A 23,240-nucleotide genomic window follows, 5' to 3' on the forward strand; every position below is an offset into this window, starting at 1 on the left:
CGAATCGGCATGGGTATCATTCGTCCCCTCGACGAACATTTAGCGAATCAGATCGCGGCAGGCGAGGTGGTCGAACGGCCGGCCTCCGTCCTGAAGGAATTGATCGAGAACGCCGTGGACGCCGGCGCGACGAGAATCGACGTGTCCGCGGAGGAAGGCGGCTTGCAGCTGTTGCGGGTTGCGGACGACGGCGGCGGCATTCAGCCGGACGACGTCCTGCTTGCTTTCCAGCGTCATGCGACGAGTAAAATCTCGACGGGCAAAGATCTGTTCCAGATCGCTACCTTAGGGTTCCGGGGAGAAGCATTGCCAAGTATCGCGGCTGTCGCCAAGGTGAAATGCGTAAGCGCAACGGATGACAGCGGATTAGGCCGACTGCTTGAGATCGAAGGAGGCGCTATTCTCGCCAATCGGGAGACGAGCGCGCCGAAGGGCACGGAGATGGTCGTTAAAGATTTGTTCTATAATACGCCCGCCAGACTTAAATACATGAAGACGATTCAGACGGAGCTGGGACATCTGTCCGATGTCGTTTACCGGCAAGCGCTTGCTCGTCCCGACATCGCGTTCACGTTTTCCCATAACGGCAACATCCTGCTGCGCACGCCGGGCAACGGCGATCTTCGCCAAGTGGTAGCGGCGATTTACGGAACGGCTTCGGCGAAAGCGATGCTCGAAGTGCAAGACGAAAGTCCGGACTACTCTCTGAACGGGCTAACCGCCATGCCGATCGAAACGCGGGCGAATCGCAATGCGGTGACCGTGCTGGTCAATGGCCGATACGTTCGCAGCCAAGCCGTCGTTCAGCCGCTCATGCAAGCCTACCATACTTTGTTGCCGTTGCACCGTTTCCCGCTCACGGTTATAGAGCTGAAGATGCATCCAAGCCTGGTGGACGTCAACGTACATCCCGCCAAGCTTGAAGTAAGATTCAGCAAAGAGAACGAGCTGCGCTCCTTCGTGGAAAGCGCGATTAAAAAGGCGCTGAGCTCGGAAGCCTATATCCCGTCGGGCGCCGCGACGCGCACGCCCAAATCGCATACATGGGTTCAGGACCAGATCCGTTTTCAAGTTCCCGCGGAGGCGGCTGCTTCAACGCAACCGGTCGTTGCGGAACCCGAGTCGGAGTACCGGGTTTCAACGCCGAATCCCTCTAGTCCTGCTTTTCCCGCTAGGAGCGAACTTGCTTCGCCGGCAGGACGAACCGCCAGTTATAACTCGGAGAGAGCCGCTTCGGTCCGTTGGACGGAGAAGCCCGTCGCGGAAAAAATCCCCGAACAAGTATGGGAACGGGCATTCGCTCAGCCCGATCGCAAGCCTCAAGCGCCGGAGTTTCCGGAACTGAGCTGGATCGGGCAGTTGCACGGCACGTACATCGTCGCCCAGAATCCGACGGGATTGTACTTAATCGATCAACATGCCGCCCATGAGCGGATTCACTACGAATTTTACTATGATAAATTCGGGCGACCCGAGGAAGCGAGCCAAGAGCTGCTTCTACCGGTTACGCTGGAGTTCGCGCCGGACGAAGGCACGGTTCTGCGCGGACGAATGGCAGCATTCCAAAGCGCGGGCGTATACATGGAGGATTTCGGCGGCAATACCTTTATTATACGTGCCGTTCCGCATTGGTTTCCCGGCGGCGACGAAGCCGCGATCGTGCGCGAAATGGCGGAATGGGTCATTCAAGAGCGCAGCGTCGACTTGCATGCCTTGAGAGAGAAGGCGGCGATTATGTGCTCGTGCAAAGCCTCCATCAAAGCCAATCAAGCGCTCACGAGAGAGTCCGGCGAGAAGCTGCTGGAACGATTGGCCGCATGCCGGCAGCCGTACACTTGCCCTCACGGACGTCCGATCGTCGTAAGCTTCAGCACGTACGAGCTCGAAAAAATGTTTAAGCGGGTGACGTCTTGATCGTTACGACCTCGGAGAGCCCGTCGGCTTGCACGGTAAATCAGGCAAATCTGTTAGCTTCCGAACTGCAAGCCGCGTATGTTCCGCGCGCTAACAAAACGATTCGCGCTTTGCGCGAGAATTGGGACGCGGATGAGATTGTCGTCGTCGGTCCCCGGGAAATCCGGCTCATGCAGGAGGGGCAGCCGCCGTTTTATTTTCACCCGAGCATGGCGCTTGTTCGGTTAAAGAGGTTAATAGCTGGGGGCAAAGATACGCTTGTGGCGGTATCGGGAGTTATGCCCGGCGATTCGGTGCTGGATTGCACGGCGGGGTTATGCTCGGATTCCCTAGTGTTCAGCTATGCGGTTGGACAACAGGGGCAGGTCACAGCATTGGAAGCCTCGCGCCTGTTGCATGCGATCGTGAGGGAGGGCCTTCGTACGTACGAGACGGGCATTCCCGTTATCGATCAGGCAATGAGAGCGATTCAACCCGTTCATGGACGGCATACGGAGCATCTGGCCTCTATGCGGAACAATAGCGTAGACGTCGTCTATTTCGATCCGATGTTCGAGCGCCCCGTCACGACCTCGAGCTCGATGGTTCCGCTTCGCTCCCAAGCTCTGAGAGAACCTTTGTCGGCCGATGCCGTTAGGGAGGCGATCCGCGTCGCCCGCAAGAAAGTGGTGCTTAAAGATCATCGCGACAGCGGCCGATTCGAACGGCTGGGCTTCCGCCTAGCCCGGGTATCCGCATCGTCGGTAGCATACGGAGTGATAGATATTGAATAACGAATCGGAAGACAACCGTCCTCCGTTGCTCGTCTTGGTCGGTCCGACAGCAGTCGGCAAAACCGCGCTTAGCCTTAAGCTGGCCCAAGCTTTGAACGCGGAAATCATTAGCGGAGATTCGATGCAGGTGTATCGCGGCATGGACATCGGCACGGCTAAACTAATGCCCGAAGACCGGGAAGGAGTTCCTCATCATCTCATCGATATCTGCGAGCCTGAGCATCCTTTTTCCGTATCCGAGTTTCAAAGCTTGTGCAAGCGGCATATTCAAGATATTCATGGCAGAGGCCGGCTGCCGTTTATCGTTGGAGGGACGGGATTATACGTAGAGTCCGTTTGTTACGGATTTCAATTCCGGGACATCGGAGCGGACGAAGCGTACAGGGCGGAAATGCGCGACTTCGCGCGCGAACACGGAGCGCAGGCGTTGCACGATCGCTTGAACGCGATCGATCCGGTTACCGCGTCCAAGCTTCATCCGAACGACGAAGGCAGGGTCATAAGGGCGCTGGAAGTTTATCGTCTGACAGGCAAGCCGCTGTCCGAGTCGCAAGAGCAGAAACGCGGGGATGACAAGAAGTCTCCTTATCGGTTGTGCATCGTCGGGTTGACGATGGATCGCGCGGAATTGTACGGCCGAATCGAGCAACGCGTCGATGCCATGCTGGCGGACGGCTTGGTAGATGAAGTTCGCTCTTTGCTGGAAGTGGGCGTGCCGAGGGACTCGGTCTCTATGCGCGGACTCGGTTATAAGGAAATTGCGGCATACTTGGCTGGAGAGACGAGCTACGAGGAAGCGGTAGCCATTCTCAAGCGGGACACGAGGCATTTCGCCAAGAGGCAGCTGAGCTGGTTTCGCCACATGAAAGCGCTGGAATGGGTAGATGTTGGCGAAGCGGCAAAAAACAACGATCTTTTCCCGCGGATTTGTGCTATAATAGCAGGAAAGTTTAAGATTGATATTGAATATATTTCTTCATAAATCAGAGTAGCGGTGGGGGGTACGGCCAATGAACAAGTCCATTAACATCCAGGATACATTTCTCAATCAACTTCGCAAAGACAGCATTCCGGTCACTGTTTATTTGACCAACGGGTTTCAAATTCGCGGCGTTGTCCGCGCCTTTGACAACTTCACCATCGTGATCGATAGCGAGGGGCGCCAACAGATGGTTTACAAGCATGCGATCAGCACGTTTATGCCACAGCGCAACGTTTCCCTTATGCATCAAGAAAGCGGATCCGACAATTAATCCGAAGTCCATCGGGCAACGGGTTCGTGAAACTTTTCCAAGGTAATAAGCGTCTAACACAATAGGCCGGCACCTGAGCAACCCCTCACCGGGTTGTTCTTTCTTTATGGGGCCTATCGATCCGGCTACGGGTAGAGTCGCTTATGTTGGGTAAATTAGAGAAAAGAGAGAGTACCGGATAGAAGGGGAGAATAAGATGAACCAACCTGAAGTTCACAGCAATTCGGGCATAGCGGGAAGAGGGTCAAAGAACGGTAAGGTTAAAGGCAAAGGGAAAGGCAAAGGACCTCGCAAAGGAAGAAAAAAGGCTGCGCTAATCTGGCTTTTCTTCGTGGCGTTGTTCGGAATCGTTTGCGCGGTCGTCGGTTATTTGCTAGTCATCTTGAACGGCGAGCGCATTCTCAGCGCGAATATTAATAAATTGAACTTGGACCAAGCGTCGATTATCGTGGACAGCAACGACAATCAGGTAGCCAAGCTATACGTTGCCGAAGGAAATCGGGAATTCGTGCCGTTCGCTGATATTCCGAAAATCGTGCAGGACGCTTTCGTGGCGACCGAGGATAAGCGGTTCTATGAGCATAGCGGGGTAGATTTGCTCGGGATCGGCCGAGCGCTAGTGAAAGATATTATCGCCAGAAGCGCCGTGGAAGGCGCGAGTACGATTACGCAGCAGTTGGCCAAAAACTTGTTCCTGAACGCCGACAAGACGATATTCCGCAAAGGGACGGAAGCTTCCATCGCGCTCGCTCTCGAGCAGCAGAAGAGCAAGCAGGAAATATTGGAGCTCTACCTGAATCGGATTTATTTCGGTAAAGGACAATATGGAGTCAAGACGGCGGCGAAATACTATTTCGGCGTGTCCGATCTCGATAAGCTGAAGTTATGGCAAGTGGCTACATTGGCCGGTATCCCCAAAGCTCCGGGCGTATATAATCCGATCTCCAATCCGGAGAAATCGATGGAGCGCAGAGCCGTCGTGCTGAAATTGATGTTCGACCAAGGATTGATAACGGAAGAAGAGAAGGAAGCCGCGGCAAAGGTCGTATACAAGGCGACGGCGGCAACCGGGAAGAACGCGAAGTATTTGACTTACGTCGATTACGTCGTGGACGAAGCGGTGGAAAGAACCGGCCTAACCGAGGAAGAATTGAGAAGCGCCGGTTATACCATTAAGACGACGATAAATACGAAAGCCCAACTGGCGATGGAACAGGAGTTCGCCAACGCCGAACGGTTCGATAAGAGCGTCGACGACAAGATCGTTCAAGGATCCATGGTCATCATGGATCAGCATGACGGCTCGTTGATCGCGATGGTCGGGGGAAGGAATTACGAGACGCAAGGCTGGAACCGCGTGACGAAGAAGCGGCAGCCCGGTTCTTCCTTCAAACCGATCATGGACTACGGTCCGGCTATCGAGACGGGAGACTACTTCCCTTGGTCCCTCGTGCAGGACGAGAAAAAATGTTACGGAGACTACTGTCCTTCGAACACGAACGGCTACAAGGGAGCTATTCCGATGAAAGAAGCGATCAAGGAGTCCCGCAACGTGTCCGCGGTTTGGTTGCTTAATGAAATCGGAATCGGAAAAGGAATGGATTTCGCGGAGAAACTCGGCATAGATCTGGAAAAAGAAGACCGTAACCTCTCATCGGCGTTAGGCGGATTATACCGCGGCGTTACCCCTCTCCAAATGGCAAGAGCATACGGTGCTTTCGCGAACGGAGGGAAGCTGCAGGATCCGCACAGTATACTGGAAATCGTCAACAGCTCGGGAAAATCCATTTATAAGTACGACGATTCCAACGTCAAGCGGGTCATGGACGAGAAAACCGCTTACTACGTGACCGACTTGCTTAAAGGAGTCGTCCAGAAGGGCGGTACCGGAGTAAGAGCGGCTATCAGCGGCCGTACGGTCGCCGGTAAGACGGGGACGACGCAGGCCGGCATTCCGGGCTACAAGACGAGCAAGAACCGCGACGCCTGGTTCGTCGGGTTTACGCCGGAGTGGACGGCCGCGGTATGGATGGGATACGACGAAACCGACAAGCAGCACTTGCTGGATTCCAGCAGCAGCAAATCCGCGCAATTGTTTTCGGCGGTCATGTCCAAGGCGCTGGAAGGCGTCAAACGCCAAAGCTTCCCCGTTCCTGCCGACATGCAGGAAGATGAGGAAGAACCTACGCTTCCGGGCGTGAGCGGGCTAATGGCCTCCTACTCGCCGGAGTTGATCACGGTTGAATTGATGTGGGGACCAGTCGAGGGCAAAGATATTACCTACAAGGTCTACCGCAAAGGCAATGACGAGGCGGAGTTCAGGCTGTTGGCGGAAACGGCGGAACCCGCGTACGACGATCTTGCCATATTGCCGGATCAGACGTTCACCTATTACGTTACTGCTTATCAAGCTGACAAGAAGCTGGAAAGCGAGCCTTCCGAGCAAGTCACGGTCACGATTACGAGCGGCATGGAAGTCACGCCTCCTCCCGGAGAGGGGGACGGGGAGAACATCCCGCCGGATCAATCCGGGGAACCTGGCGAAGCCACGGAGCCGCCTCCGATCGAGATCGAGGTTCCGGGCGAATCTCCTTCCCTGACGCCGCCGCCAACGGAGAGTCCGTCGGAGACCCCTTCGCCATCTCCTTCTCCCAACGAGAACGCAGTGACGCAGTCAGAAGAGGTCCCCGTACAAAACTCCGCGCAGCCATGATAAACGGATAAGCAACGACAAACAGCCGAACCCGGCCGGGTTCGGCTGTTTGTGTATCCGGAAGTGGAGCGGGCGGTTAGTCAACTGGTTCGCGCAGGCAAGTTGTGGTAAGCTTTGAGTATATGGAGCTGTCTATGAGGCAGCAATGGGTCACATACTATCGTTGGACGGACGGAAAGGAATTGCCTATGAAACGTAAATTTTCGGATCGGGCCAATTGGCGGCGAATCTTAAAGAAAAGCTACGCTTGCATCCCTATGGAAGAGCCTCAGTTCAGAGGTTTCGTCACTTTATATCGCATCCATGAGCTGAGGGATCCATTGTGGAAGGAATACAACGGCCGTAAAATGTGCTTGGCCGATCGCGGTTATTTGTGGATGCAGCATTTTCCGCGCGGAGAGCATTTCGTGGTCACCACGATGTTCGATGACAAGGGACAGGTCGTTCAGTGGTATATCGATATTTGCAAAATCCAAGGGCTTACGGATCAGCAGGTGCCGTGGTTCGATGATTTGTTTCTGGACATCGTCGTTCTGCCGACGGGAGAGAAGCTTCTGCTTGACGAGGATGAGCTGGAAGAGGCGCTCGACGAGGGGCAGATCACTCCCCGAGATTCAGCGATGGCGCAGAAAACGGCTAGACGTTTAATGGAGTTAATTAATCACAATAAATTTCCGTATTTCGACCTGAGCTTGACGCATCGTAAACAGTTGCTCGACAAGCTAGGGTGGGAGAAAGGAACCGTTTAATGAACGGATTTGCCAAAGGTAAAGGATACCCAACGTCATTGATCTATGCTGTTCCCAAACGGCGTCCGAGGTGGCTGAAGTGGACATTATGGTTAGTTTTGGCAGGTGCGATCGCGCTTCTCGCGTGGTGCTCGATTTTGTATTATTGGATTACCCGATTCGAAGGAACGCCGGCTCCGGGTACTCCTATTCAAGCAGACGTAGGCATCGTGCTTGGAGCCACTTTGTGGAACGACGAGCCAAGCCCGGGCCTGAAGGAAAGGTTGGATCACGCGCTCGCCTTGTATCGATCCGGATCGTTCAAGAGCTTCATCGTGACCGGCGGATTGGACGCCAACGGGGCGACGATTACAGAGGCGGAAGGAATGCGCAACTATTTGATCGGACAGGGGGTGCCTGCGGGCGCAATCCTGATGGACTCGCTGTCCAGGAGCACATACGAGAATCTGGTCTTCGCGCAACGAATCATGGAAGATCATGATTGGAAGTCCGCCGTCATCGTGACCCACGACTATCATGGATCCAGAGCGGCCGATATCGCCGAGAAGGTGGGATATCATCCCGTTCAAGTCAGCATAACGAAATCCAAAGTGTTAAAGATGTCTTACCATGAAACCCGCGAAGTACTTGCCTATACGAAATGGCTCGCCACTAAGCTCTTCCTATGACTAGGGATCGGACGAACGGAATACATTGGTATTGCGGCATATTCGTCGACACAAGCCATATGGGGTGAAGCTTGATGAACGCTAAAGCGAGCACGTCGGACGCAAGGGAAGCTTCGGCCGCGCAGAAAAGGCCCTCCCGCCAGATCAACGTGATTTTGCGTAATTCGGAACACGATTCGGCGCCCGGAACCGCGAATGCGGCGGATGTTTCGGGAAGCTCGAAAACGTTGCCTCAATCCGGTCCATGGGCGGAATGGCGGAAGGAGCTCGACCGGATGGTCGGGTTAGACAACATTAAGGAGCTTGTGTACGAAATATACGCTTTGCTGCAGATTATGCAGTATCGTCAGGATGCCAGTTTGCAAGCCCACGCTCACGTCTACCATATGATTTTCAAAGGAAATCCCGGTACGGGCAAAACGACCGTAGCGAGGCTGCTCGCTAAGCTGTTTCAGAGTATGGGGCTGCTTGCGAAAGGACATCTCGTAGAAGTGGAAAGAGCGGATCTCGTCGGGGAATACATCGGGCATACGGCTCAGAAGACAAGGGAATTGGTTAAAAAATCGCTGGGCGGCGTATTGTTCGTAGACGAAGCCTATAGTCTGGCCCGAGGCGGCGAGAAGGACTTCGGCAAGGAAGCGATCGATACGTTAGTGAAAGCGATGGAAGATTATAAAAATCAGTTCGTGCTCATCCTTGCGGGTTATACGCTGGAGATTGAGACGTTCTTAATGACGAATCCGGGACTTCCTTCCCGATTTCCGATCCAGATGGAGTTTCCCGATTACTCGGTCGATCAGCTTGTGCAGATCGCCGAAGGCATGACGAAAGAAAGAGATTACACGTTGATGCCCCAATCCCTGTTCAAGCTGCGCCAGTTGCTCGTTCAGGAGAAGGCGGATTCGGAATACGATTTCAGCAATGCCAGATACGTCCGCAACGTTTTGGAGCGGGCCATTCGCAATCAAGCGGTTCGGCTCTTGTCCCAATACCCGGTTCAATCTCCCGGGCGGTCTGAGCTGATGGCGATTCGCCCAGAGGATATTCGTAATTTGACATAGCGCTAACCGCAATGAGAAAGAGGGTTATGAATGAGACAAAGTACATACGAAACGGGAGCCGGGGAACAGGAAAAAGCGTTGCTTGTCAGTCTGGTCACCGACGATGTCAGAAGATCGGGCGCCGACCCGCAGCATTCCATAGAAGAACTCGCATCGCTGGCTGATACGGCCGGCGTTGCGGTTATCGATTCCATTATGCAAAACCTGGACGTACCGGACAAAAGATATTTCGTCGGCAAAGGCAAAGCCCAGGAAATCCGCGAGTTGGCGGAGCAGACCGGCGCGACGACCGCGATCTTCGATCAAGAGTTGTCCGGCGCGCAGGTGCGCAACCTGGAAGAAATACTGGACATGAAGATTATCGACCGCACCCAGCTCATTTTGGATATATTCGCGGGACGCGCCAAGACGCGGGAGGGCATTCTTCAGGTGGAGCTTGCCCAGCTGTCTTATTTGCTTCCGAGATTGTCCGGTCATGGCAAAAATCTATCCCGGCTAGGCGGAGGGATCGGTACGAGGGGACCGGGCGAAACGAAGCTGGAGACCGACCGCAGGCACATCCGCAACCGGATTACCGAGCTGAAACGCCAATTAGAAGCGGTAACGGCCCATCGGAACCTGCATCGCGAGCGCCGGCGCAAAGTCGGCGCGGTTCAGGTCGCGCTCGTCGGCTATACGAACGCGGGCAAATCGACTTTGCTTAGACAGTTGACGGAAGCCGACGTCCTGGCGGAAGACAAGCTGTTCGCCACCTTGGATCCGACTTCGCGCAACTTGATATTGCCGAGCGGCAAAGAGATTATTTTAACGGATACGGTCGGTTTTATCCAGAACTTGCCACATGATCTCGTAGCGGCTTTTCGCGCCACTTTGGAAGAGGCGGCGGAAGCCGATCTTCTGCTTCATGTCGTTGATGCTTCGTCTCCTATGCGCGTTCGTCAGCAGAAGGTCGTGGATGAAGTGCTTCAGGAGCTTGGCGCGGGAGGCAAACCGACTCTGATCGTTTATAACAAAATCGATCTCAGCTCGGAGGAAGCTTTGTCGATGTTGACCGGCGGGCAGGACACGATTCGGGTAAACGCCTTTTTCGAGCAGGATATGACGCGTCTTAGGGAAGCGATCGAGGATCGGATTCTCGGCGAAGTGGCGGAGTTCCGGATTCCGGCGTCCCGCGGCGATTTGGCGGCATTAGTATACCGCGTCGGCGAAGTCTTGGAGCAGGATACGGACGAGGACTTCCTGGTGCTTAGCGTTCGGCTTAATCCGGCGGACATGGAGAAATCGGGACGAGCGCTCGAGCCATATCGCGCATCCGAGTAAATATCGTTTGTTTTTTCGATTCAGAAAGGGAGAACATAATGCAGGTCCAAATACAAACAGAGTTTGAGCAGCAATGGGAGCAGTGGGCGGAAGCGGCGGAAGAACTGGCGGCTTCGCGGTTTCGCGTCATCGATCGGATCGTGGAGAACAATCAGGGAAAGGTTATTCGTGCTTTCCAGAAGCACCGGGTGAGCGATTTTCATTTCGCGGCGTCTACCGGATACGGATATAACGACAGCGGCCGCGAGGTACTCGATCTCGTGTACGCTGACGTATTCGGAGCCGAAGCGGCTATCGTAAGACCGCATCTCGTTTCGGGAACGCATACGATATCGGCAGCCTTGTTCGGTTGCTTGCGTCCCGGAGACGAACTGCTGTTCGTTACGGGGCGGCCGTACGATACGCTGCATAAAGTCATCGGCAAGCCGGGAGACGGATTAGGTTCATTGGCCGATTGGGGCGTCCATTCGAAAATCGTGCCGTTGCAAGCGGACGGAAGCGTCGATTGGGACGGCGTAGCGGCCGCGACGACGGAACGAACGAAAGTGTTCGCGATCCAACGTTCGAGAGGTTATGACTGGAGGCCGTCTTTCAGCGTGGATCAGATCGGAGAGATGGTATCCCGTATTAAATCGATATGTCCCGAAGGGATCATATTTGTAGATAATTGCTACGGAGAGTTTACGGAAGAGAAGGAACCTACCGAAGTCGGCGTCGATTTGATCGCAGGGTCGCTCATCAAGAATCCGGGCGGCGGTCTGGCCGCTAGCGGCGGATATATCGCCGGCAAACAGCGTTTGGTCGAGCTCGCCGCTTATCGAATGACGGCTCCCGGAATCGGTGGAGAAGTCGGAGCGATGCTCGGAACGACGCGTTCGATCTATCAGGGATTGTTCCTCGCTCCGCTGCTCGTGGGACAAGCCGTTCGCGGCAGCATTTTCGCATCGGCGATTTTCGCGAAGCTTGGCTTCGAGACTCATCCCCGTTGGGACGATCCCCGCACGGATCTTATTCAGGCGATCCGATTCGATGGCGCCGATCAACTCGTTCATTTCGTTCAATCGATTCAAAAAGCGGCGGCGGTCGATGCCCATGTCGTGCCAGAACCGTGGGATATGCCGGGTTACGAGCATCCCGTCATCATGGCTGCGGGAACGTTCATTCAAGGGGGGAGCTTGGAGCTGTCGGCCGACGCTCCGGTTCGCGAGCCTTATATCGCCTATATGCAGGGAGGGCTCACTTACGCGCATGTGAAGTTTGCCGTAAAACAAGCTCTTAAGGAGTTTCGGACGCGCGGATATTTGTGAGTTTCGTCGCCAGAAACCTTACATGCCTTGACATGTTTTGGGGTCGAGGGTACAATGTAAGTGATTTCAATAACAACAAGTCAAGTTGGAAGGTTGGTATGACATGGGCGACGAGATTCGCAGGAATATGGCGTTGTTTCCGATCGGCATCGTAATGAAGCTGACCGACCTAACCGCCCGCCAAATTCGCTATTATGAGCAGCACGAATTGATTCAGCCGGCTCGTACGGACGGCAACCAACGTTTATTTTCTTTCAATGATGTCGAGAGATTAATGGAAATTAAATCGTTGATCGAGAAGGGCGTAAATATCGCCGGAATCAAACAAGTCATGAACCCGGTAGGGCAGGACGAGAACGAAGGAACGATTATTAACGAGGTATCCGAAGTCAAGAGACGCGAGATGAGCGATTCCCAGCTTCACCGGATGCTCAAGCAACAGCTCATGACCGGCAAGCGGCCGGGTCAGGTTTCTCTGATTCAGGGCGAGTTATCCCGTTTTTCAAAAACAAATAAGACTAATATGAAGCATTCTAGGAGGCTGTCATGACTTATACCCGCGAGGACATTACTCGGATTGCCAAAGAACAGAACGTTCGGTTCATTCGTTTGCAGTTTACGGATTTGCTGGGATCGATCAAGAACGTGGAAATTCCGGTCAGCCAATTGGAGAAGGCGCTCGACAACAAAATGATGTTCGACGGCTCTTCGATCGAAGGGTATGTTCGCATCGAGGAATCGGACATGTACCTGTATCCGGATCTGAGCACTTGGGTCGTATTCCCGTGGGTTACGGAGAATAAAGTCGCCCGTCTTATTTGCGACATCTATATGCCGGACGGAACGCCGTTCGCGGGAGATCCGCGCGGCATTCTGAAACGCGCTTTGCAAGAAGCGGAAGAGATGGGGTTCACGACGATGAACGTCGGTCCCGAGCCGGAGTTTTTCCTGTTCCAGACCGATGAGAAGGGCAACCCTACGATGGAGCTTAACGATCAAGGCGGATATTTCGACTTGGCGCCGACGGATCTGGGCGAGAACTGCCGCCGCGATATCGTGCTGATGCTGGAAGAGATGGGCTTCGAAATCGAAGCTTCTCACCATGAGGTCGCTCCGGGCCAACACGAAATCGACTTCAAATACGCTCCCGCCATTAAAGCGGCAGACCAAATTCAAACGTTCAAGCTCGTCGTTAAGACGATCGCGCGCCAACATGGCTTGCACGCGACGTTCATGCCTAAGCCGCTGTTCGGAATGAACGGCTCCGGCATGCACGCTCATCAATCGTTGTTCCGCGGCAAAGAGAACGCCTTTTATGACGCGAACGACAAGCTCGGCTTAAGTAACGTTGCCCGTCATTACATGGCAGGCATACTGCGCCATGCCCGCGGAATCGCGGCGATTACGAATCCGACAGTCAACTCTTATAAACGTCTCGTGCCTGGTTACGAAGCGCCTTGTTACGTAGCCTGGTCCGCAAGCAACCGCAGTCCGATGATTCGGATTCCGGCGTCCCGCGGCTTAAGCACGCGTATCGAAGTTCGTAACCCGGATCCGGCTGCTAATCCGTATTTGGCTCTCGCCGTCATGTTGAAAGCCGGCTTGGACGGAATCAACAACAAATTGCCGATTCCGGCGCCGGTCGATCGCAACATCTACGTGATGAGCGAAGAAGAGCGTCAAGACGCAGGCATTCCGAGCCTTCCGATCAACTTGAAGGAAGCTCTCGCCGAATTGCTGCGCGACGACATTATTTGCGAAGCGCTTGGCGATCATGCGTTAAGCCACTTCTACGAGCTGAAAGAAATCGAGTGGGATATGTACCGGACGCAAGTCCACCAGTGGGAACGCGACCAGTACTTGACGATGTATTAATAAGCGGAACGGAACCCTTCGGCGCTTTGGCGCTGAGGGGTTTTCTTTCGTAACCCCGTAACCCCGTAACCCCGCAACCCCGCAACCCCGCAACCCCGCAACCCGAACTAATGAATAACTGTATAAATACAGTTAAATGATAAGAAATCCGAGCAATCAACTGAAATAAATGTATAAATACGTTTATTTCTTTCAATAACTATAAATTTTGCGGGTTTCACACAGGATAACTGTATAAATCCAGTTATTTTAGCCAACACGGCTAACTATCAACTTTTTAACTGTATTAATACATTTAATTTTGAGGTTAAGCGTAGAAATGACAGACAACATTATTTTTAAGCAAGATTCATGAGGGATGAGTTTTAGAGAGGAAACGGAAACGGACCTCTAGCAGAGTCTATAGATAAAGATGAAAATCCCCATAGGCGCACATTAACTAACAAAGGACTGCCTCGACAGGTCATCAATCGACCAACTGAGACAGTCCTTTGTAAACAAACAACGATAGATCTTACATGAAAGATCGGATTAAGCCGATTACTTTGCCCAGAATGCTCACATTCGGCAAACGAATAGGCTCCATGCTGGAATTCTCGGGCTGAAGACGAATGTGGTCTTTCTCTTTGTAGAAGGTTTTGACGGTTGCCTCGTTTTCTTCGGTCATCGCGACGACAATGTCTCCGTTCAACGCAGTAGGCTGTTGACGAACAATAACGTAGTCGCCGTTGTGGATTCCGGCTTCGATCATACTATCGCCCGCTACGGAAAGCATGAAGACCGGCTGGTCGCCTACCATATTAATTGGAAGCGGATAGTATTCCTCGATGTTCTCCGTAGCCGTAATCGGTACCCCTGCCGTAACTTTTCCTAAGAGGGGGATCGGACGGACGGAGGACGAGATTCTGTAAATGGAGTCGTCTTCGTCTCCGAGAATCTCGATTGCCCGAGGTTTGGTCGGATCGCGACGAATAAGGCCTTTCTTCTCCAAGCGGTCGAGATGACCGTGGACAGTAGAGCTGGAAGCGAGCCCTACGGCTTCGCCGATCTCGCGGACGGAAGGAGGATAACCCTTCTCCCGTACTTCATTCTTGATGAATTCAAGTATGGAATTCTGGCGATTGGACATCTTGGACACGCCAAACCCTCCCTATGTATTAGCTCATGATGACAAATTATAACACAGAACCCGAGTTCGTACAAACATTCGTTCTTCCGAACAAACGTTCCGAATTTTGTTGACATGAACATACGTTCGTGTTACGATGACACCAGAACAAATGTTTGGGGTGAACTTAATGGTGCATTCTTGGGTAACCGTAGGCTCTGCTAACGTATCTAACATCCGTAAATCTGCTCCTTATAAGTCGGGACGTGCTGTCATGCAGCGTACTTCCGCGGCTCGGAATTGGAAGTTTGCAAGGAGCGTTTTCTTTTTGTTCGCATTCCTGATTCTGTTTAGCGGTTTCGCGCTTTTCCATACATTCGCTTCCTCGGAAGAAACAACGCCTGCTACTAGCGAGGAGATTGTAATTTCCGTAGACAGCGGTGATACGCTATGGGAAATCGCCAGAGACTACAAGAAGGATTCCATGGATACGCGCCAAGCCGTTCATCATATCGTTCAAAGGAATGGGCTGTCTACTTCCGAGGTCAGTGTTGGCCAGTCATTGATTATACCGGCTCGGATAATTCCATAACCTATATTTAACAACACTTCCAGACCGGAGACTTCCGGTCTTTTTTTTGCGTATGCGCTCTTCTTGACAACATATCTGCGAAAATGGCAAAGTAGAGTAGGATTGAAAGGGGAGTGAGACTGAAATGGAAATGGACAAATTGATCAATAGAATTAACGAGTTATCCCGTAAAAATAAAACCGAAGGCTTGAACGAGAGCGAGCTAGCCGAGCGCGATCTTCTCCGTCGGCAATATATTTCAATATTCAAACAAAATTTCCGTCAGGAACTGGATCGTATCGAGATCGTCGACGAACCGGGCGAGCCTACGATCAAGCATTAATAAGGAGGAAGTTTATGTCCCGCTCATGGGAACGAATGGTTGAGAAAAATTCTAAGCAAATTAACAAGCGCCGCAAAAAAGAAGGCAAAAAAGGCATTAGCTCCAGCGCGCCGCAGATCGATCGTTTTCAAGGACGGAATTACGTCGTTCCGATTTTGTTGCTCATGCTGATCGTGTTATATATTACGCTCGCGCAGCCTTGGTCCGACTCCTTCATGCAAGACCAGACGCTGTTCTGGGTAACGATCGGATGTTATGTCGTCCTAGCGTTGTTCTACTATATGCGCCGTCCTTATTTGGCCGTCAGCCGAGACACGCTTGAAACGCGTAAGTTTACCGGGTATAAAACATTGCGTCCGACTGAAATTCGTAAAATTACGATCCAACCGGGGTATGTCATCGTGGAATCCGTTAAGGGCGCGAATTGGGTTTTCTCGCGATTAATGAATCGCTTCCCGATCGAACGCATGGAGGAAAGGCTGAAGACGTTCACGGAGCTTCATAAGATTGATTGGGAAGTTAAAAAGAAGTGAGGAGAAATCACCATGTCGGTCAAGGCTGTTCTGTTTGATTTGGACGATACGTTATTGTGGGACGACCGGAGCGTAAGCGAGGCGTTTAAGGACACTTGCAGATTGGCCGCGGAAGCGGTCGGACTGAATGAGGAAGAGCTTGAAGCGTCCGTGCGTCGCGAAGCCCGAGCGCTGTACGAAACTTACGAAACTTTCGGATTTACGCAGATGATCGGGATCAATCCATTCGAAGCTCTGTGGGGAAAATTCGAACGCGGAGAACATCCGATGTTTCGTAAGCTGCAGCAACTGGCACCGGATTATCGCGTGAACGCTTGGACGAAAGGACTTGCCGCGGTTGGCGTGGACAACCCCGAGCTAGGCCGGAAATTAGCTGAATTTTTCCCAGCCCAACGGCGCAATTTGAAGTACGTATACGAGGAAACATTCGCCGTTTTGGACGAGCTGAAAGGCAAGTACAAGCTGCTGCTTCTGACCAACGGTTCTCCCGACCTTCAGCAAGAGAAGCTGGACGGGATGCCCGATCTGATTCCTTATTTCGATTCCATCGTCATCTCGGGCAACTTCGGCGAAGGCAAACCATCGCCGAAACTGTTTGCTCACGCGATGGAGCAAATCGGGATTTCCCCTGAAGAAGGCATCATGGTAGGGGATAAGCTGACGACCGATATTCTTGGCGCGAATCGCGTCGGAATGACATCGGTATGGATCAATCGTCACGGTGCCGTTCGTAACGACGAGATCATTCCGGCTTACGAGATCAAGTCGCTGACCGAGCTTCACGGACTACTCAAACAATTGGGATAAACGTAAACAGTCTTCCGCCTCGATGCGGGAGGCTTTTTTTTGCGACTTATTGTGACTTAGTTACAGAAGGACTAGTCCGTTGACCGTTACTATGGAAATAGGAAACGGAAAATAACGGAGGGATACGAATGAAAAACGTAGGAAGCATGGATATGGTTTTGCGGATGCTCTTAGGAATGGCGCTTATCAGTCTGTTATTCATCGTAGATGGCAATATGAAATTTATCGGAGTGTTGGGAATCCCGGTGATGTTAACAGGATTGATGAGATTCTGTCTCATGTATAGAATGTTGGGCATCAATACTTGTAAGCGTTGAGGCAACGAACAAAAAAGGAGCCCTCCCGTCAGGGGAGAGGCTCCTATAACGTTTAGATGATTACTTTACGAACGTAGGATCTTCGTATGGATCGGCGATCCAACCTGCCGGCTCGATGAATAGGCGAACCGCGACGATGGCCTTGTTATCCATCAAGGTAAAGAAGTGAGGCTGGCCCTCCGGTACGGAAATGACGTCGCCTGCGCTCAGTTCGACATCGAAATATCCGGTTTGCTCATCGCCTTTAATTATGAAGATTCCACGACCGGCCGTAATGGCACGAACTTCGTCTTCGGTGTGCGTGTGGACTTGCTCGAATTTTTTCAGCAACTCGGGTAAGTTCGGCGTTGCTTCGGACAGGGCGACGATGTCCCATACTTTGTAACCGCGTCTTTCGGCCAGATCGCGAATTTCCGTGTCGTAAGAAGATAGAAGGGTATTTTTCTCCTCGTCGGACAAGACGAACTTCTCATACAGCTGCGAAGGAAGTTTGCTCACATCCCAGTGCTCGTACAAAACGTTTTGTTTTGTAAGAAACTCGAGTACTTGGTCTTCGTTCTCAATTCGTTCGTTAGTATTACGGATACGAATTTGCGCCATTTTCAATTCCTCTTTTCCCAATAAGAATTTATGCATTTATTATAGTCCAAATCCGAAGCACTGTCGATGTACATCTTTTCGTTCCTGATGGATTCTGTTACTATAGAGTTTAATGATTTGACAGACAGGGGAAGCGAACTAATTATGACTTTAACGCAAAATAAACCGTCTCTGCAAGAGGCGCTGAAAAGCAGAATTCTTATACTCGACGGTGCAATGGGAACGATGATCCAACAAGCGAATCTGACGGCGGAAGATTTCGGCGGCGAAGAGCTTGACGGATGCAACGAGCTCCTTGTTCTCACGCGTCCCGACGTTATCTCTGGCATACATGAAGCTTATCTTGAAGCAGGCGCGGATATTATCGAGACGAATACGTTCGGCTCGACCGCCGTCGTCCTCTCCGAATACGATATTCCCGAGAAAGCCAGAGAGATCAACCTTGCTGCCGCCAGGTTGGCTCGCGCGGCGTGCGACAAATATTCCACTCCGGATAAACCGCGTTTCGCGGCCGGAGCTCTAGGGCCGACAACGAAGACGCTCTCCGTTACGGGCGGCGTAACTTTCGACCAGCTCGTCGCCGACTACCAGGACCAAGTCGTCGCTTTAATTGAAGGCGGAGTCGATTGCATTCTGATCGAGACGTGTCAGGACACTTTGAACGTTAAGGCCGCGAGCATCGGCGTGCGCCAAGCGTTCAAACAGATGGGGCAGGAGCTGCCGATCATGATCAGCGGCACGATCGAACCGATGGGAACGACGCTTGCCGGACAGAATATCGAATCCTTCTACATCTCTCTAGAGCACTTGAATCCGATCTCGATGGGATTAAACTGCGCGACCGGTCCGGAATTCATGCGCGATCACATTCGAACGTTGTCAGGTATCGCGAAATCCGCCGTCAGCTGTTATCCGAACGCGGGTTTGCCGGATGAGAACGGTAACTATCACGAATCCCCGGATTCTTTGGCGAAGAAATTGAAAGGATTCGCCGAGCAAGGCTGGATTAACGTTGCCGGAGGCTGCTGCGGGACAACGCCGGCGCATATCGCGGCCATGGCGGAAGCGATGAAGGGTATGTCTCCGCGTCAGATCGTTGGGGAGCATCCACCCGCGGTTTCCGGTATCGAGACGGTGTATATCGAGAACGATAACCGACCGTACATGGTCGGTGAGCGTACGAACGTTCTGGGATCGCGTAAATTCAAACGGCTGATCGCGGAAGGCAAGTACGAAGAAGCGTCGGAGATCGCAAGAGCTCAAGTGAAGACGGGGGCGCACGTCATCGATATTTGCCTTCAGGATCCGGATCGCGAAGAGTCCTCCGATATGAAGCAGTTTCTGGAATTCGCCACGAAAAAAGTAAAGGTACCTTTCATGGTCGATACGACGGATGCTTCCGTCATCGACATGTCACTGAAATATATACAGGGTAAATCGATCATTAACTCCATTAACCTTGAGGATGGAGAGGAGAAGTTCGAGAAAATCGTTCCGATCCTGCACCGTTACGGAGCTGCCGTCGTCGTCGGTACGATCGACGAGAGGGGACAAGCGATATCTCGCGAGGACAAACGCGATGTCGCGATTCGTTCCCACGACTTGCTCGTGAATAAATACGGACTTAAGGCGGAAGATTTGATCTTCGATCCGCTCGTATTCCCGGTCGGAACGGGAGACGAGCAATATATAGGTTCGGCCAAGGAAACGATCGAAGGTATTCGTTTGATCAAAGAAGCTTTGCCTGCTTGCCAGACGATTCTTGGTATAAGCAACATTTCATTCGGTTTGCCTGAAGCCGGGCGCGAAGTGTTGAATTCGGTATTCCTGTACGAATGTACGAAAGCCGGATTGGATTATGCCATCGTCAACACCGAGAAGCTGGAAAGGTACGCATCGATTCCCGAACACGAGCGGAAACTATCCGAAGATCTGCTTTACAATACGAATGACGACACTCTAGCCGCATTCGTTGCCGCGTTCCGCGACAAGAAGGTGGAGAAGAAGGTTAAGGTCGAGAACCTTACGCTCGAAGAACGCCTTGCCAATTACGTGGTCGAAGGAAGCAAGGAAGGGCTGGCTCCGGACCTTGACGAAGCGTTAGGCAAATACGCGCCGCTCGATATTATCAACGGTCCTCTTATGGCCGGGATGTCGGAAGTCGGACGTCTGTTTAACAATAACGAGCTAATCGTAGCGGAAGTGCTGCAGAGCGCCGAGGTCATGAAAGCGTCGGTAGCTCAGCTAGAGCCGCACATGGAGAAGAAGGAGTCGGCGGTCAAAGGGAAAATCATGCTCGCGACGGTCAAAGGCGACGTCCATGATATCGGCAAAAACCTCGTCGAGATCATTCTGTCCAACAATGGCTATCAAATCATTAATTTGGGCATTAAAGTGCCGCCGGATCAAATCATCGAAGCGGCTCGCAAGGAAAATCCGGACGCGATCGGATTATCCGGGTTGCTAGTTAAGTCTGCGCAGCAGATGGTCATCACGGCACAGGATTTGCGCAACGCCGGAATAGACGCTCCGATTCTTGTCGGAGGCGCGGCGCTAACGCGCAAATTCACGAAAAACCGGATCGCCCCCGAATACGACGGCGTTGTGCTCTATGCGAAGGACGCGATGGACGGCCTCGATCTCGCGAACAAGTTGAGCGATCCCGGCCATCGGGCGCGTATCATCGAAGAGCACTGGGCAGCGCAAGCGAAGCTGGCGGAAGAGGCGGAACAACCTGCGAAGGTGCTTCCGGAGCTGACGAGAGCACGCCGTTCCAACATTTCGCCCGATGCGCCGGTATTTACGCCGCCGGATTACGACCGGCACGTATTGAGGGATTATCCGATGTCTCACGTGCTTCCTTATGTGAACATGCAGATGCTGCTCGGTCATCACCTTGGGTTGAAAGGCAACGTAGACGAGTTGCTCGCCGCCGGGGACGAAAGAACGGTGAACCTGAAAGAGACGGTCGACGATATCATGAAACAATCGCAGGCGCAGGGTTGGTTGAATCCGCAAGCGATGTATCGTTTCTTCCCGGCCCAATCCGAAGGCAACGATATCATCATCTACGATCCCGAGGACCTGTCCCGGGTGCTGAAGCGGTTTACGTTCCCTCGCCAACAAGTAGAGCCGTTCCTGTGCCTAGCGGATTTCTTGAAATCCGTCGAGAGCGGAATTATGGACAGCGTCGGATTCCTTGTTGTCACCGCTGGCCAAGGCGCGCGCGAGCAAGGGGAGAAGTGGAAGGAAAGCGGGGATTATTTACGCTCCCATGCTTTGCTGGCGACGGCGTTGGAAGTCGCGGAAGGTATGGCGGAGCGCGTTCATCATATCATGCGGGATAGCTGGGGATTCCCGGACCCTGCGGATATGACGATGAAGAAGCGGTTCGGAGCCCGTTATCAAGGCATCCGGGTGTCGTTCGGCTACCCGGCGTGCCCGGATTTGGAAGATCAAGCTCCGCTATTCGAGCTTATGCGACCGGAGGATATCGGCGTCCATCTGACCGAAGGGTTCATGATGGAGCCGGAAGCATCCGTGTCCGCTATGGTATTCGCTCACCCGGAAGCGCAGTATTTCAACGTCGAGAAGACGTAAAATAATGAATGGAAACGTAAAATCCCCGGTAGTTCGCCTCTTAACGAGTGCGTTCTCCGGGGATTTTTTCCGATTAGTACTATTCTAATTCATCGTTACGAATTCGCGTTTTTCTCGTCTTCGATCTCGCTGCGCATGCTTTGAATCGCATTACGTCGTCCTTCGTTTTTGGCGGTAAGAACATCGGCTTCCTGCGGATTCAATTCTTCGGAATGCTCATCGAGATAATGCTCGGATTCCTCAAGATTCTCGATCGTGTTTTGAACGGCTTCTTGCAGCTTCGCTACATTGTCTGAGCGGTCGTCCGGTTTGGCCATCTGTTAGTCACTCCTTGATTCATTTGAGTTCGCTTGCCCGACGAGTAGTATGGTTCAAACGACGCGCTGCTATTCGTGATAATGGCACAATTAGCAAAACCTCGAAATAGGATAATCTGTCGTTAACAGTACTCTGTTATGTTGGAAGTAACGTTAACGAAAGGGGAATGACTAGTGGATACAGGCTCGCATTTGTTATTCGGGGTCACGTTGGCCGGCCTTGCGTCATTTAGCCCGGAAGTGGCTTCCGAGCCGTGGTTGGCGGCTGCCGTTCTTTCCGTTACGCTTATGGGTTCGCACGCGCCCGATCTGGATTCTATCCTTCGCTGGAAGGGCCAGGATGTTTATCTGAGGCACCACCGCGGACTTAGTCATTCGATACCCGCATGGTTCGCATGGGCCGCCGCAATCGGTGCATTAGCGTCATGGGGGTGGGGGGGAGGCGAGCATATTTTCATGCTGATGGGTTTTGCTTTTGCCGCCGTGTCCCTTCACGTGTTATTCGATTGGACGAACGCCTACGGCGTACAGATGTTGCTTCCTTTCCGCAAAGCATGGCTTCATCTGGACGCCGTTTGTTTAACGGATCCTTTGCTGGTTATCGCGCATACGGCATCAGCGGTCATATTTGCGGTTTCAGGGGCGGGGCCGCTCGCGAAGTGGGCTTGCGCAATTTCATGGGGACTTACTATAGCGTATGTCGCATGGAGAATCGTCCATCACGAAGTCGTCGTTCGAAGAGTCAGAAGAAGGTATCGTCGCTGGAAGGCGGTACACGTTCTCCCGGGATTATGGTGGTTTCGTTGGCAATACGTCGTCCAAACGGACGAGGGCTACGAGATGGGAACGATCGACGGCAAGAGGTGGCTTCCTTGCAAGCATTTGCCCTTTAGTTCGCATCACGAATGCGTGGAGGCTACGCGCCATGTCTCCGCGGTCAGGACGTTGCAGGAATTCGCGAAACGCGAATACGTCAGCTGGTCGGTCGAGTCCGATGGAAGTTATTTGGTTACGTGGACCGATCTTCGCTTTTGGCGGGAAAAAGATTGGCCGTATCGGGCCGAAGTCAGATTGGACGGTCAAATGAACGTAGTGGCCGAAAAGATCGGATGGTATAAGAAAGCGTGGGAAGCTCCATACGTTTAATCTAATAGTTTGCAAGTAATGCCCTTCGGATAGCTCGCTTGATTGCGTGCTTCGGAAGGGCATTTTTTATGGGGCATGCCATTATGAGGCCGGTCGGCTCGATCTTCTTCAGCGGGAAATACTTTCCCGGGAAAGCGCAGGAGCCGACACGAATTGTCGCATTTGGCTCTATTGTTGCGAAACGGGAAGACAATTCATCCGTTTAACGAACGCATTTGTCGAAAATCGGTTATAGACTCCCGTTGATGTGCGAACATGTATTCTG

22 protein-coding genes are annotated in these 23,240 nt (G+C 52.6%); 19 read left to right on the forward strand and 3 right to left on the reverse strand.

What is annotated here, in order from left to right:
• The first annotated feature begins 9 nt into the window (after positions 1 to 9).
• The 12 genes from mutL (at position 10) to glnA (ending at position 13,633) form a co-directional block, all read left to right on the forward strand.
• Positions 10 to 1,914 carry a DNA mismatch repair endonuclease MutL gene (gene mutL, locus FPL14_RS28060; RefSeq protein WP_182300812.1) on the forward strand — a complete coding sequence of 635 codons (1,905 nt, stop codon included), beginning with the start codon at positions 10 to 12 and terminating at the stop codon, positions 1,912 to 1,914.
• The gene (locus FPL14_RS28065; RefSeq protein WP_182300813.1) at positions 1,911 to 2,687 is read left to right on the forward strand and encodes a class I SAM-dependent methyltransferase; all 777 of its coding nucleotides are present in this window, start codon (positions 1,911 to 1,913) and stop codon (positions 2,685 to 2,687) included. Before mutL ends, FPL14_RS28065 begins: the two co-directional genes overlap by 4 nt.
• Positions 2,680 to 3,669: a tRNA (adenosine(37)-N6)-dimethylallyltransferase MiaA gene (gene miaA, locus FPL14_RS28070; protein WP_407644631.1), complete on the forward strand. Its 990-nt coding sequence runs from the start codon at positions 2,680 to 2,682 to the stop codon at positions 3,667 to 3,669. The genes FPL14_RS28065 and miaA overlap by 8 nt, the downstream gene beginning before the upstream one ends.
• 28 nt (positions 3,670 to 3,697) lie before the next feature.
• Positions 3,698 to 3,940: an RNA chaperone Hfq gene (gene hfq, locus FPL14_RS28075; protein WP_182300814.1), complete on the forward strand. Its 243-nt coding sequence runs from the start codon at positions 3,698 to 3,700 to the stop codon at positions 3,938 to 3,940.
• Between the two features lie 196 nt (positions 3,941 to 4,136).
• Positions 4,137 to 6,653 (forward strand): transglycosylase domain-containing protein, encoded by a 2,517-nt coding sequence (locus tag FPL14_RS28080; protein WP_182300815.1) that lies wholly within the window; start codon positions 4,137 to 4,139, stop codon positions 6,651 to 6,653.
• 188 nt (positions 6,654 to 6,841) lie between these two features.
• A complete protein-coding gene (locus FPL14_RS28085) occupies positions 6,842 to 7,402 on the forward strand; it encodes a ribonuclease FAU-1 family protein (protein ID WP_182304200.1) in 561 nt (186 codons plus the stop codon).
• On the forward strand, positions 7,402 to 8,070 hold the full coding sequence (locus tag FPL14_RS28090; protein ID WP_182300816.1) for a YdcF family protein: 669 nt from the start codon (positions 7,402 to 7,404) through the stop codon (positions 8,068 to 8,070). Before FPL14_RS28085 ends, FPL14_RS28090 begins: the two co-directional genes overlap by 1 nt.
• 74 nt (positions 8,071 to 8,144) lie before the next feature.
• Complete coding sequence (locus FPL14_RS28095) at positions 8,145 to 9,131, forward strand: AAA family ATPase (protein WP_182300817.1); 987 nt, start codon at positions 8,145 to 8,147, stop codon at positions 9,129 to 9,131.
• A gap of 30 nt (positions 9,132 to 9,161) precedes the next feature.
• Positions 9,162 to 10,451, forward strand: a complete 1,290-nt coding sequence (gene hflX, locus FPL14_RS28100) for a GTPase HflX (protein WP_182300818.1) — start codon at positions 9,162 to 9,164, stop codon at positions 10,449 to 10,451.
• A gap of 38 nt (positions 10,452 to 10,489) precedes the next feature.
• Complete coding sequence (locus FPL14_RS28105; RefSeq protein WP_182300819.1) at positions 10,490 to 11,758, forward strand: methionine gamma-lyase family protein; 1,269 nt, start codon at positions 10,490 to 10,492, stop codon at positions 11,756 to 11,758.
• A 103-nt stretch (positions 11,759 to 11,861) separates the two neighbouring features.
• The gene (locus FPL14_RS28110; RefSeq protein ID WP_182300820.1) at positions 11,862 to 12,308 is read left to right on the forward strand and encodes a MerR family transcriptional regulator; all 447 of its coding nucleotides are present in this window, start codon (positions 11,862 to 11,864) and stop codon (positions 12,306 to 12,308) included.
• A complete protein-coding gene (gene glnA, locus FPL14_RS28115; RefSeq protein ID WP_182300821.1) occupies positions 12,305 to 13,633 on the forward strand; it encodes a type I glutamate--ammonia ligase in 1,329 nt (442 codons plus the stop codon). Before FPL14_RS28110 ends, glnA begins: the two co-directional genes overlap by 4 nt.
• A gap of 514 nt (positions 13,634 to 14,147) precedes the next feature.
• On the opposite strand, the gene lexA is transcribed toward glnA, so the two are convergent.
• On the reverse strand, positions 14,148 to 14,771 hold the full coding sequence (gene lexA, locus FPL14_RS28120; protein ID WP_182300822.1) for a transcriptional repressor LexA: 624 nt from the start codon (positions 14,769 to 14,771) through the stop codon (positions 14,148 to 14,150).
• A gap of 160 nt (positions 14,772 to 14,931) precedes the next feature.
• Between lexA and yneA the strand changes: the two genes are divergently transcribed.
• The 5 genes from yneA (at position 14,932) to FPL14_RS28145 (ending at position 17,312) form a co-directional block, all read left to right on the forward strand.
• Positions 14,932 to 15,333, forward strand: a complete 402-nt coding sequence (gene yneA, locus FPL14_RS28125) for a cell division suppressor protein YneA (RefSeq protein WP_182300823.1) — start codon at positions 14,932 to 14,934, stop codon at positions 15,331 to 15,333.
• A gap of 124 nt (positions 15,334 to 15,457) precedes the next feature.
• Positions 15,458 to 15,655: a DUF896 domain-containing protein gene (locus tag FPL14_RS28130; RefSeq protein WP_182300824.1), complete on the forward strand. Its 198-nt coding sequence runs from the start codon at positions 15,458 to 15,460 to the stop codon at positions 15,653 to 15,655.
• Positions 15,656 to 15,669: 14 nt separating this feature from the next.
• On the forward strand, positions 15,670 to 16,188 hold the full coding sequence (locus FPL14_RS28135) for a hypothetical protein (protein WP_182300825.1): 519 nt from the start codon (positions 15,670 to 15,672) through the stop codon (positions 16,186 to 16,188).
• 12 nt (positions 16,189 to 16,200) lie between these two features.
• Complete coding sequence (locus FPL14_RS28140; protein ID WP_182300826.1) at positions 16,201 to 16,995, forward strand: HAD family hydrolase; 795 nt, start codon at positions 16,201 to 16,203, stop codon at positions 16,993 to 16,995.
• A gap of 128 nt (positions 16,996 to 17,123) precedes the next feature.
• Complete coding sequence (locus tag FPL14_RS28145; RefSeq protein ID WP_182300827.1) at positions 17,124 to 17,312, forward strand: YgaP family membrane protein; 189 nt, start codon at positions 17,124 to 17,126, stop codon at positions 17,310 to 17,312.
• A 60-nt stretch (positions 17,313 to 17,372) separates the two neighbouring features.
• Here FPL14_RS28145 and FPL14_RS28150 read toward each other — a convergent pair whose 3' ends face one another.
• The gene (locus FPL14_RS28150) at positions 17,373 to 17,912 is read right to left on the reverse strand and encodes a cupin domain-containing protein (RefSeq protein WP_182300828.1); all 540 of its coding nucleotides are present in this window, start codon (positions 17,910 to 17,912) and stop codon (positions 17,373 to 17,375) included.
• A gap of 144 nt (positions 17,913 to 18,056) precedes the next feature.
• Here FPL14_RS28150 and metH point away from each other — a divergent pair, with 144 nt between their 5' ends.
• Positions 18,057 to 21,512: a methionine synthase gene (gene metH, locus FPL14_RS28155; protein ID WP_182300829.1), complete on the forward strand. Its 3,456-nt coding sequence runs from the start codon at positions 18,057 to 18,059 to the stop codon at positions 21,510 to 21,512.
• 95 nt (positions 21,513 to 21,607) lie between these two features.
• Here the strand turns inward: metH and tlp are convergent, their stop codons facing one another.
• Entirely contained in the window at positions 21,608 to 21,829 is a 222-nt protein-coding gene (tlp, locus tag FPL14_RS28160; protein ID WP_182300830.1) for a small acid-soluble spore protein Tlp, read from the reverse strand.
• 174 nt (positions 21,830 to 22,003) lie between these two features.
• Here tlp and FPL14_RS28165 point away from each other — a divergent pair, with 174 nt between their 5' ends.
• On the forward strand, positions 22,004 to 22,975 hold the full coding sequence (locus FPL14_RS28165; RefSeq protein ID WP_182300831.1) for a metal-dependent hydrolase: 972 nt from the start codon (positions 22,004 to 22,006) through the stop codon (positions 22,973 to 22,975).
• The last annotated feature ends 265 nt before the right edge of the window (positions 22,976 to 23,240 follow it).

The organism is Cohnella cholangitidis (assembly GCF_014107495.1).
Classification (GTDB): domain Bacteria; phylum Bacillota; class Bacilli; order Paenibacillales; family Paenibacillaceae; genus Cohnella; species Cohnella cholangitidis.

Coding starts and splice junctions, on each gene's coding strand:
- mutL (WP_182300812.1), top strand. CDS start 10: ATGGGTATCATTCGTCCCCTCGACGAACATTTAGCGAATCAGATCGCG.
- hfq (WP_182300814.1), top strand. CDS start 3,698: ATGAACAAGTCCATTAACATCCAGGATACATTTCTCAATCAACTTCGC.
- FPL14_RS28080 (WP_182300815.1), top strand. CDS start 4,137: ATGAACCAACCTGAAGTTCACAGCAATTCGGGCATAGCGGGAAGAGGG.
- FPL14_RS28085 (WP_182304200.1), top strand. CDS start 6,842: ATGAAACGTAAATTTTCGGATCGGGCCAATTGGCGGCGAATCTTAAAG.
- FPL14_RS28090 (WP_182300816.1), top strand. CDS start 7,402: ATGAACGGATTTGCCAAAGGTAAAGGATACCCAACGTCATTGATCTAT.
- FPL14_RS28095 (WP_182300817.1), top strand. CDS start 8,145: ATGAACGCTAAAGCGAGCACGTCGGACGCAAGGGAAGCTTCGGCCGCG.
- hflX (WP_182300818.1), top strand. CDS start 9,162: ATGAGACAAAGTACATACGAAACGGGAGCCGGGGAACAGGAAAAAGCG.
- FPL14_RS28105 (WP_182300819.1), top strand. CDS start 10,490: ATGCAGGTCCAAATACAAACAGAGTTTGAGCAGCAATGGGAGCAGTGG.
- FPL14_RS28110 (WP_182300820.1), top strand. CDS start 11,862: ATGGGCGACGAGATTCGCAGGAATATGGCGTTGTTTCCGATCGGCATC.
- glnA (WP_182300821.1), top strand. CDS start 12,305: ATGACTTATACCCGCGAGGACATTACTCGGATTGCCAAAGAACAGAAC.
- yneA (WP_182300823.1), top strand. CDS start 14,932: ATGGTGCATTCTTGGGTAACCGTAGGCTCTGCTAACGTATCTAACATC.
- FPL14_RS28130 (WP_182300824.1), top strand. CDS start 15,458: ATGGAAATGGACAAATTGATCAATAGAATTAACGAGTTATCCCGTAAA.
- FPL14_RS28135 (WP_182300825.1), top strand. CDS start 15,670: ATGTCCCGCTCATGGGAACGAATGGTTGAGAAAAATTCTAAGCAAATT.
- FPL14_RS28140 (WP_182300826.1), top strand. CDS start 16,201: ATGTCGGTCAAGGCTGTTCTGTTTGATTTGGACGATACGTTATTGTGG.
- FPL14_RS28145 (WP_182300827.1), top strand. CDS start 17,124: ATGAAAAACGTAGGAAGCATGGATATGGTTTTGCGGATGCTCTTAGGA.
- FPL14_RS28150 (WP_182300828.1), bottom strand. CDS start 17,912: ATGGCGCAAATTCGTATCCGTAATACTAACGAACGAATTGAGAACGAA.
- metH (WP_182300829.1), top strand. CDS start 18,057: ATGACTTTAACGCAAAATAAACCGTCTCTGCAAGAGGCGCTGAAAAGC.
- tlp (WP_182300830.1), bottom strand. CDS start 21,829: ATGGCCAAACCGGACGACCGCTCAGACAATGTAGCGAAGCTGCAAGAA.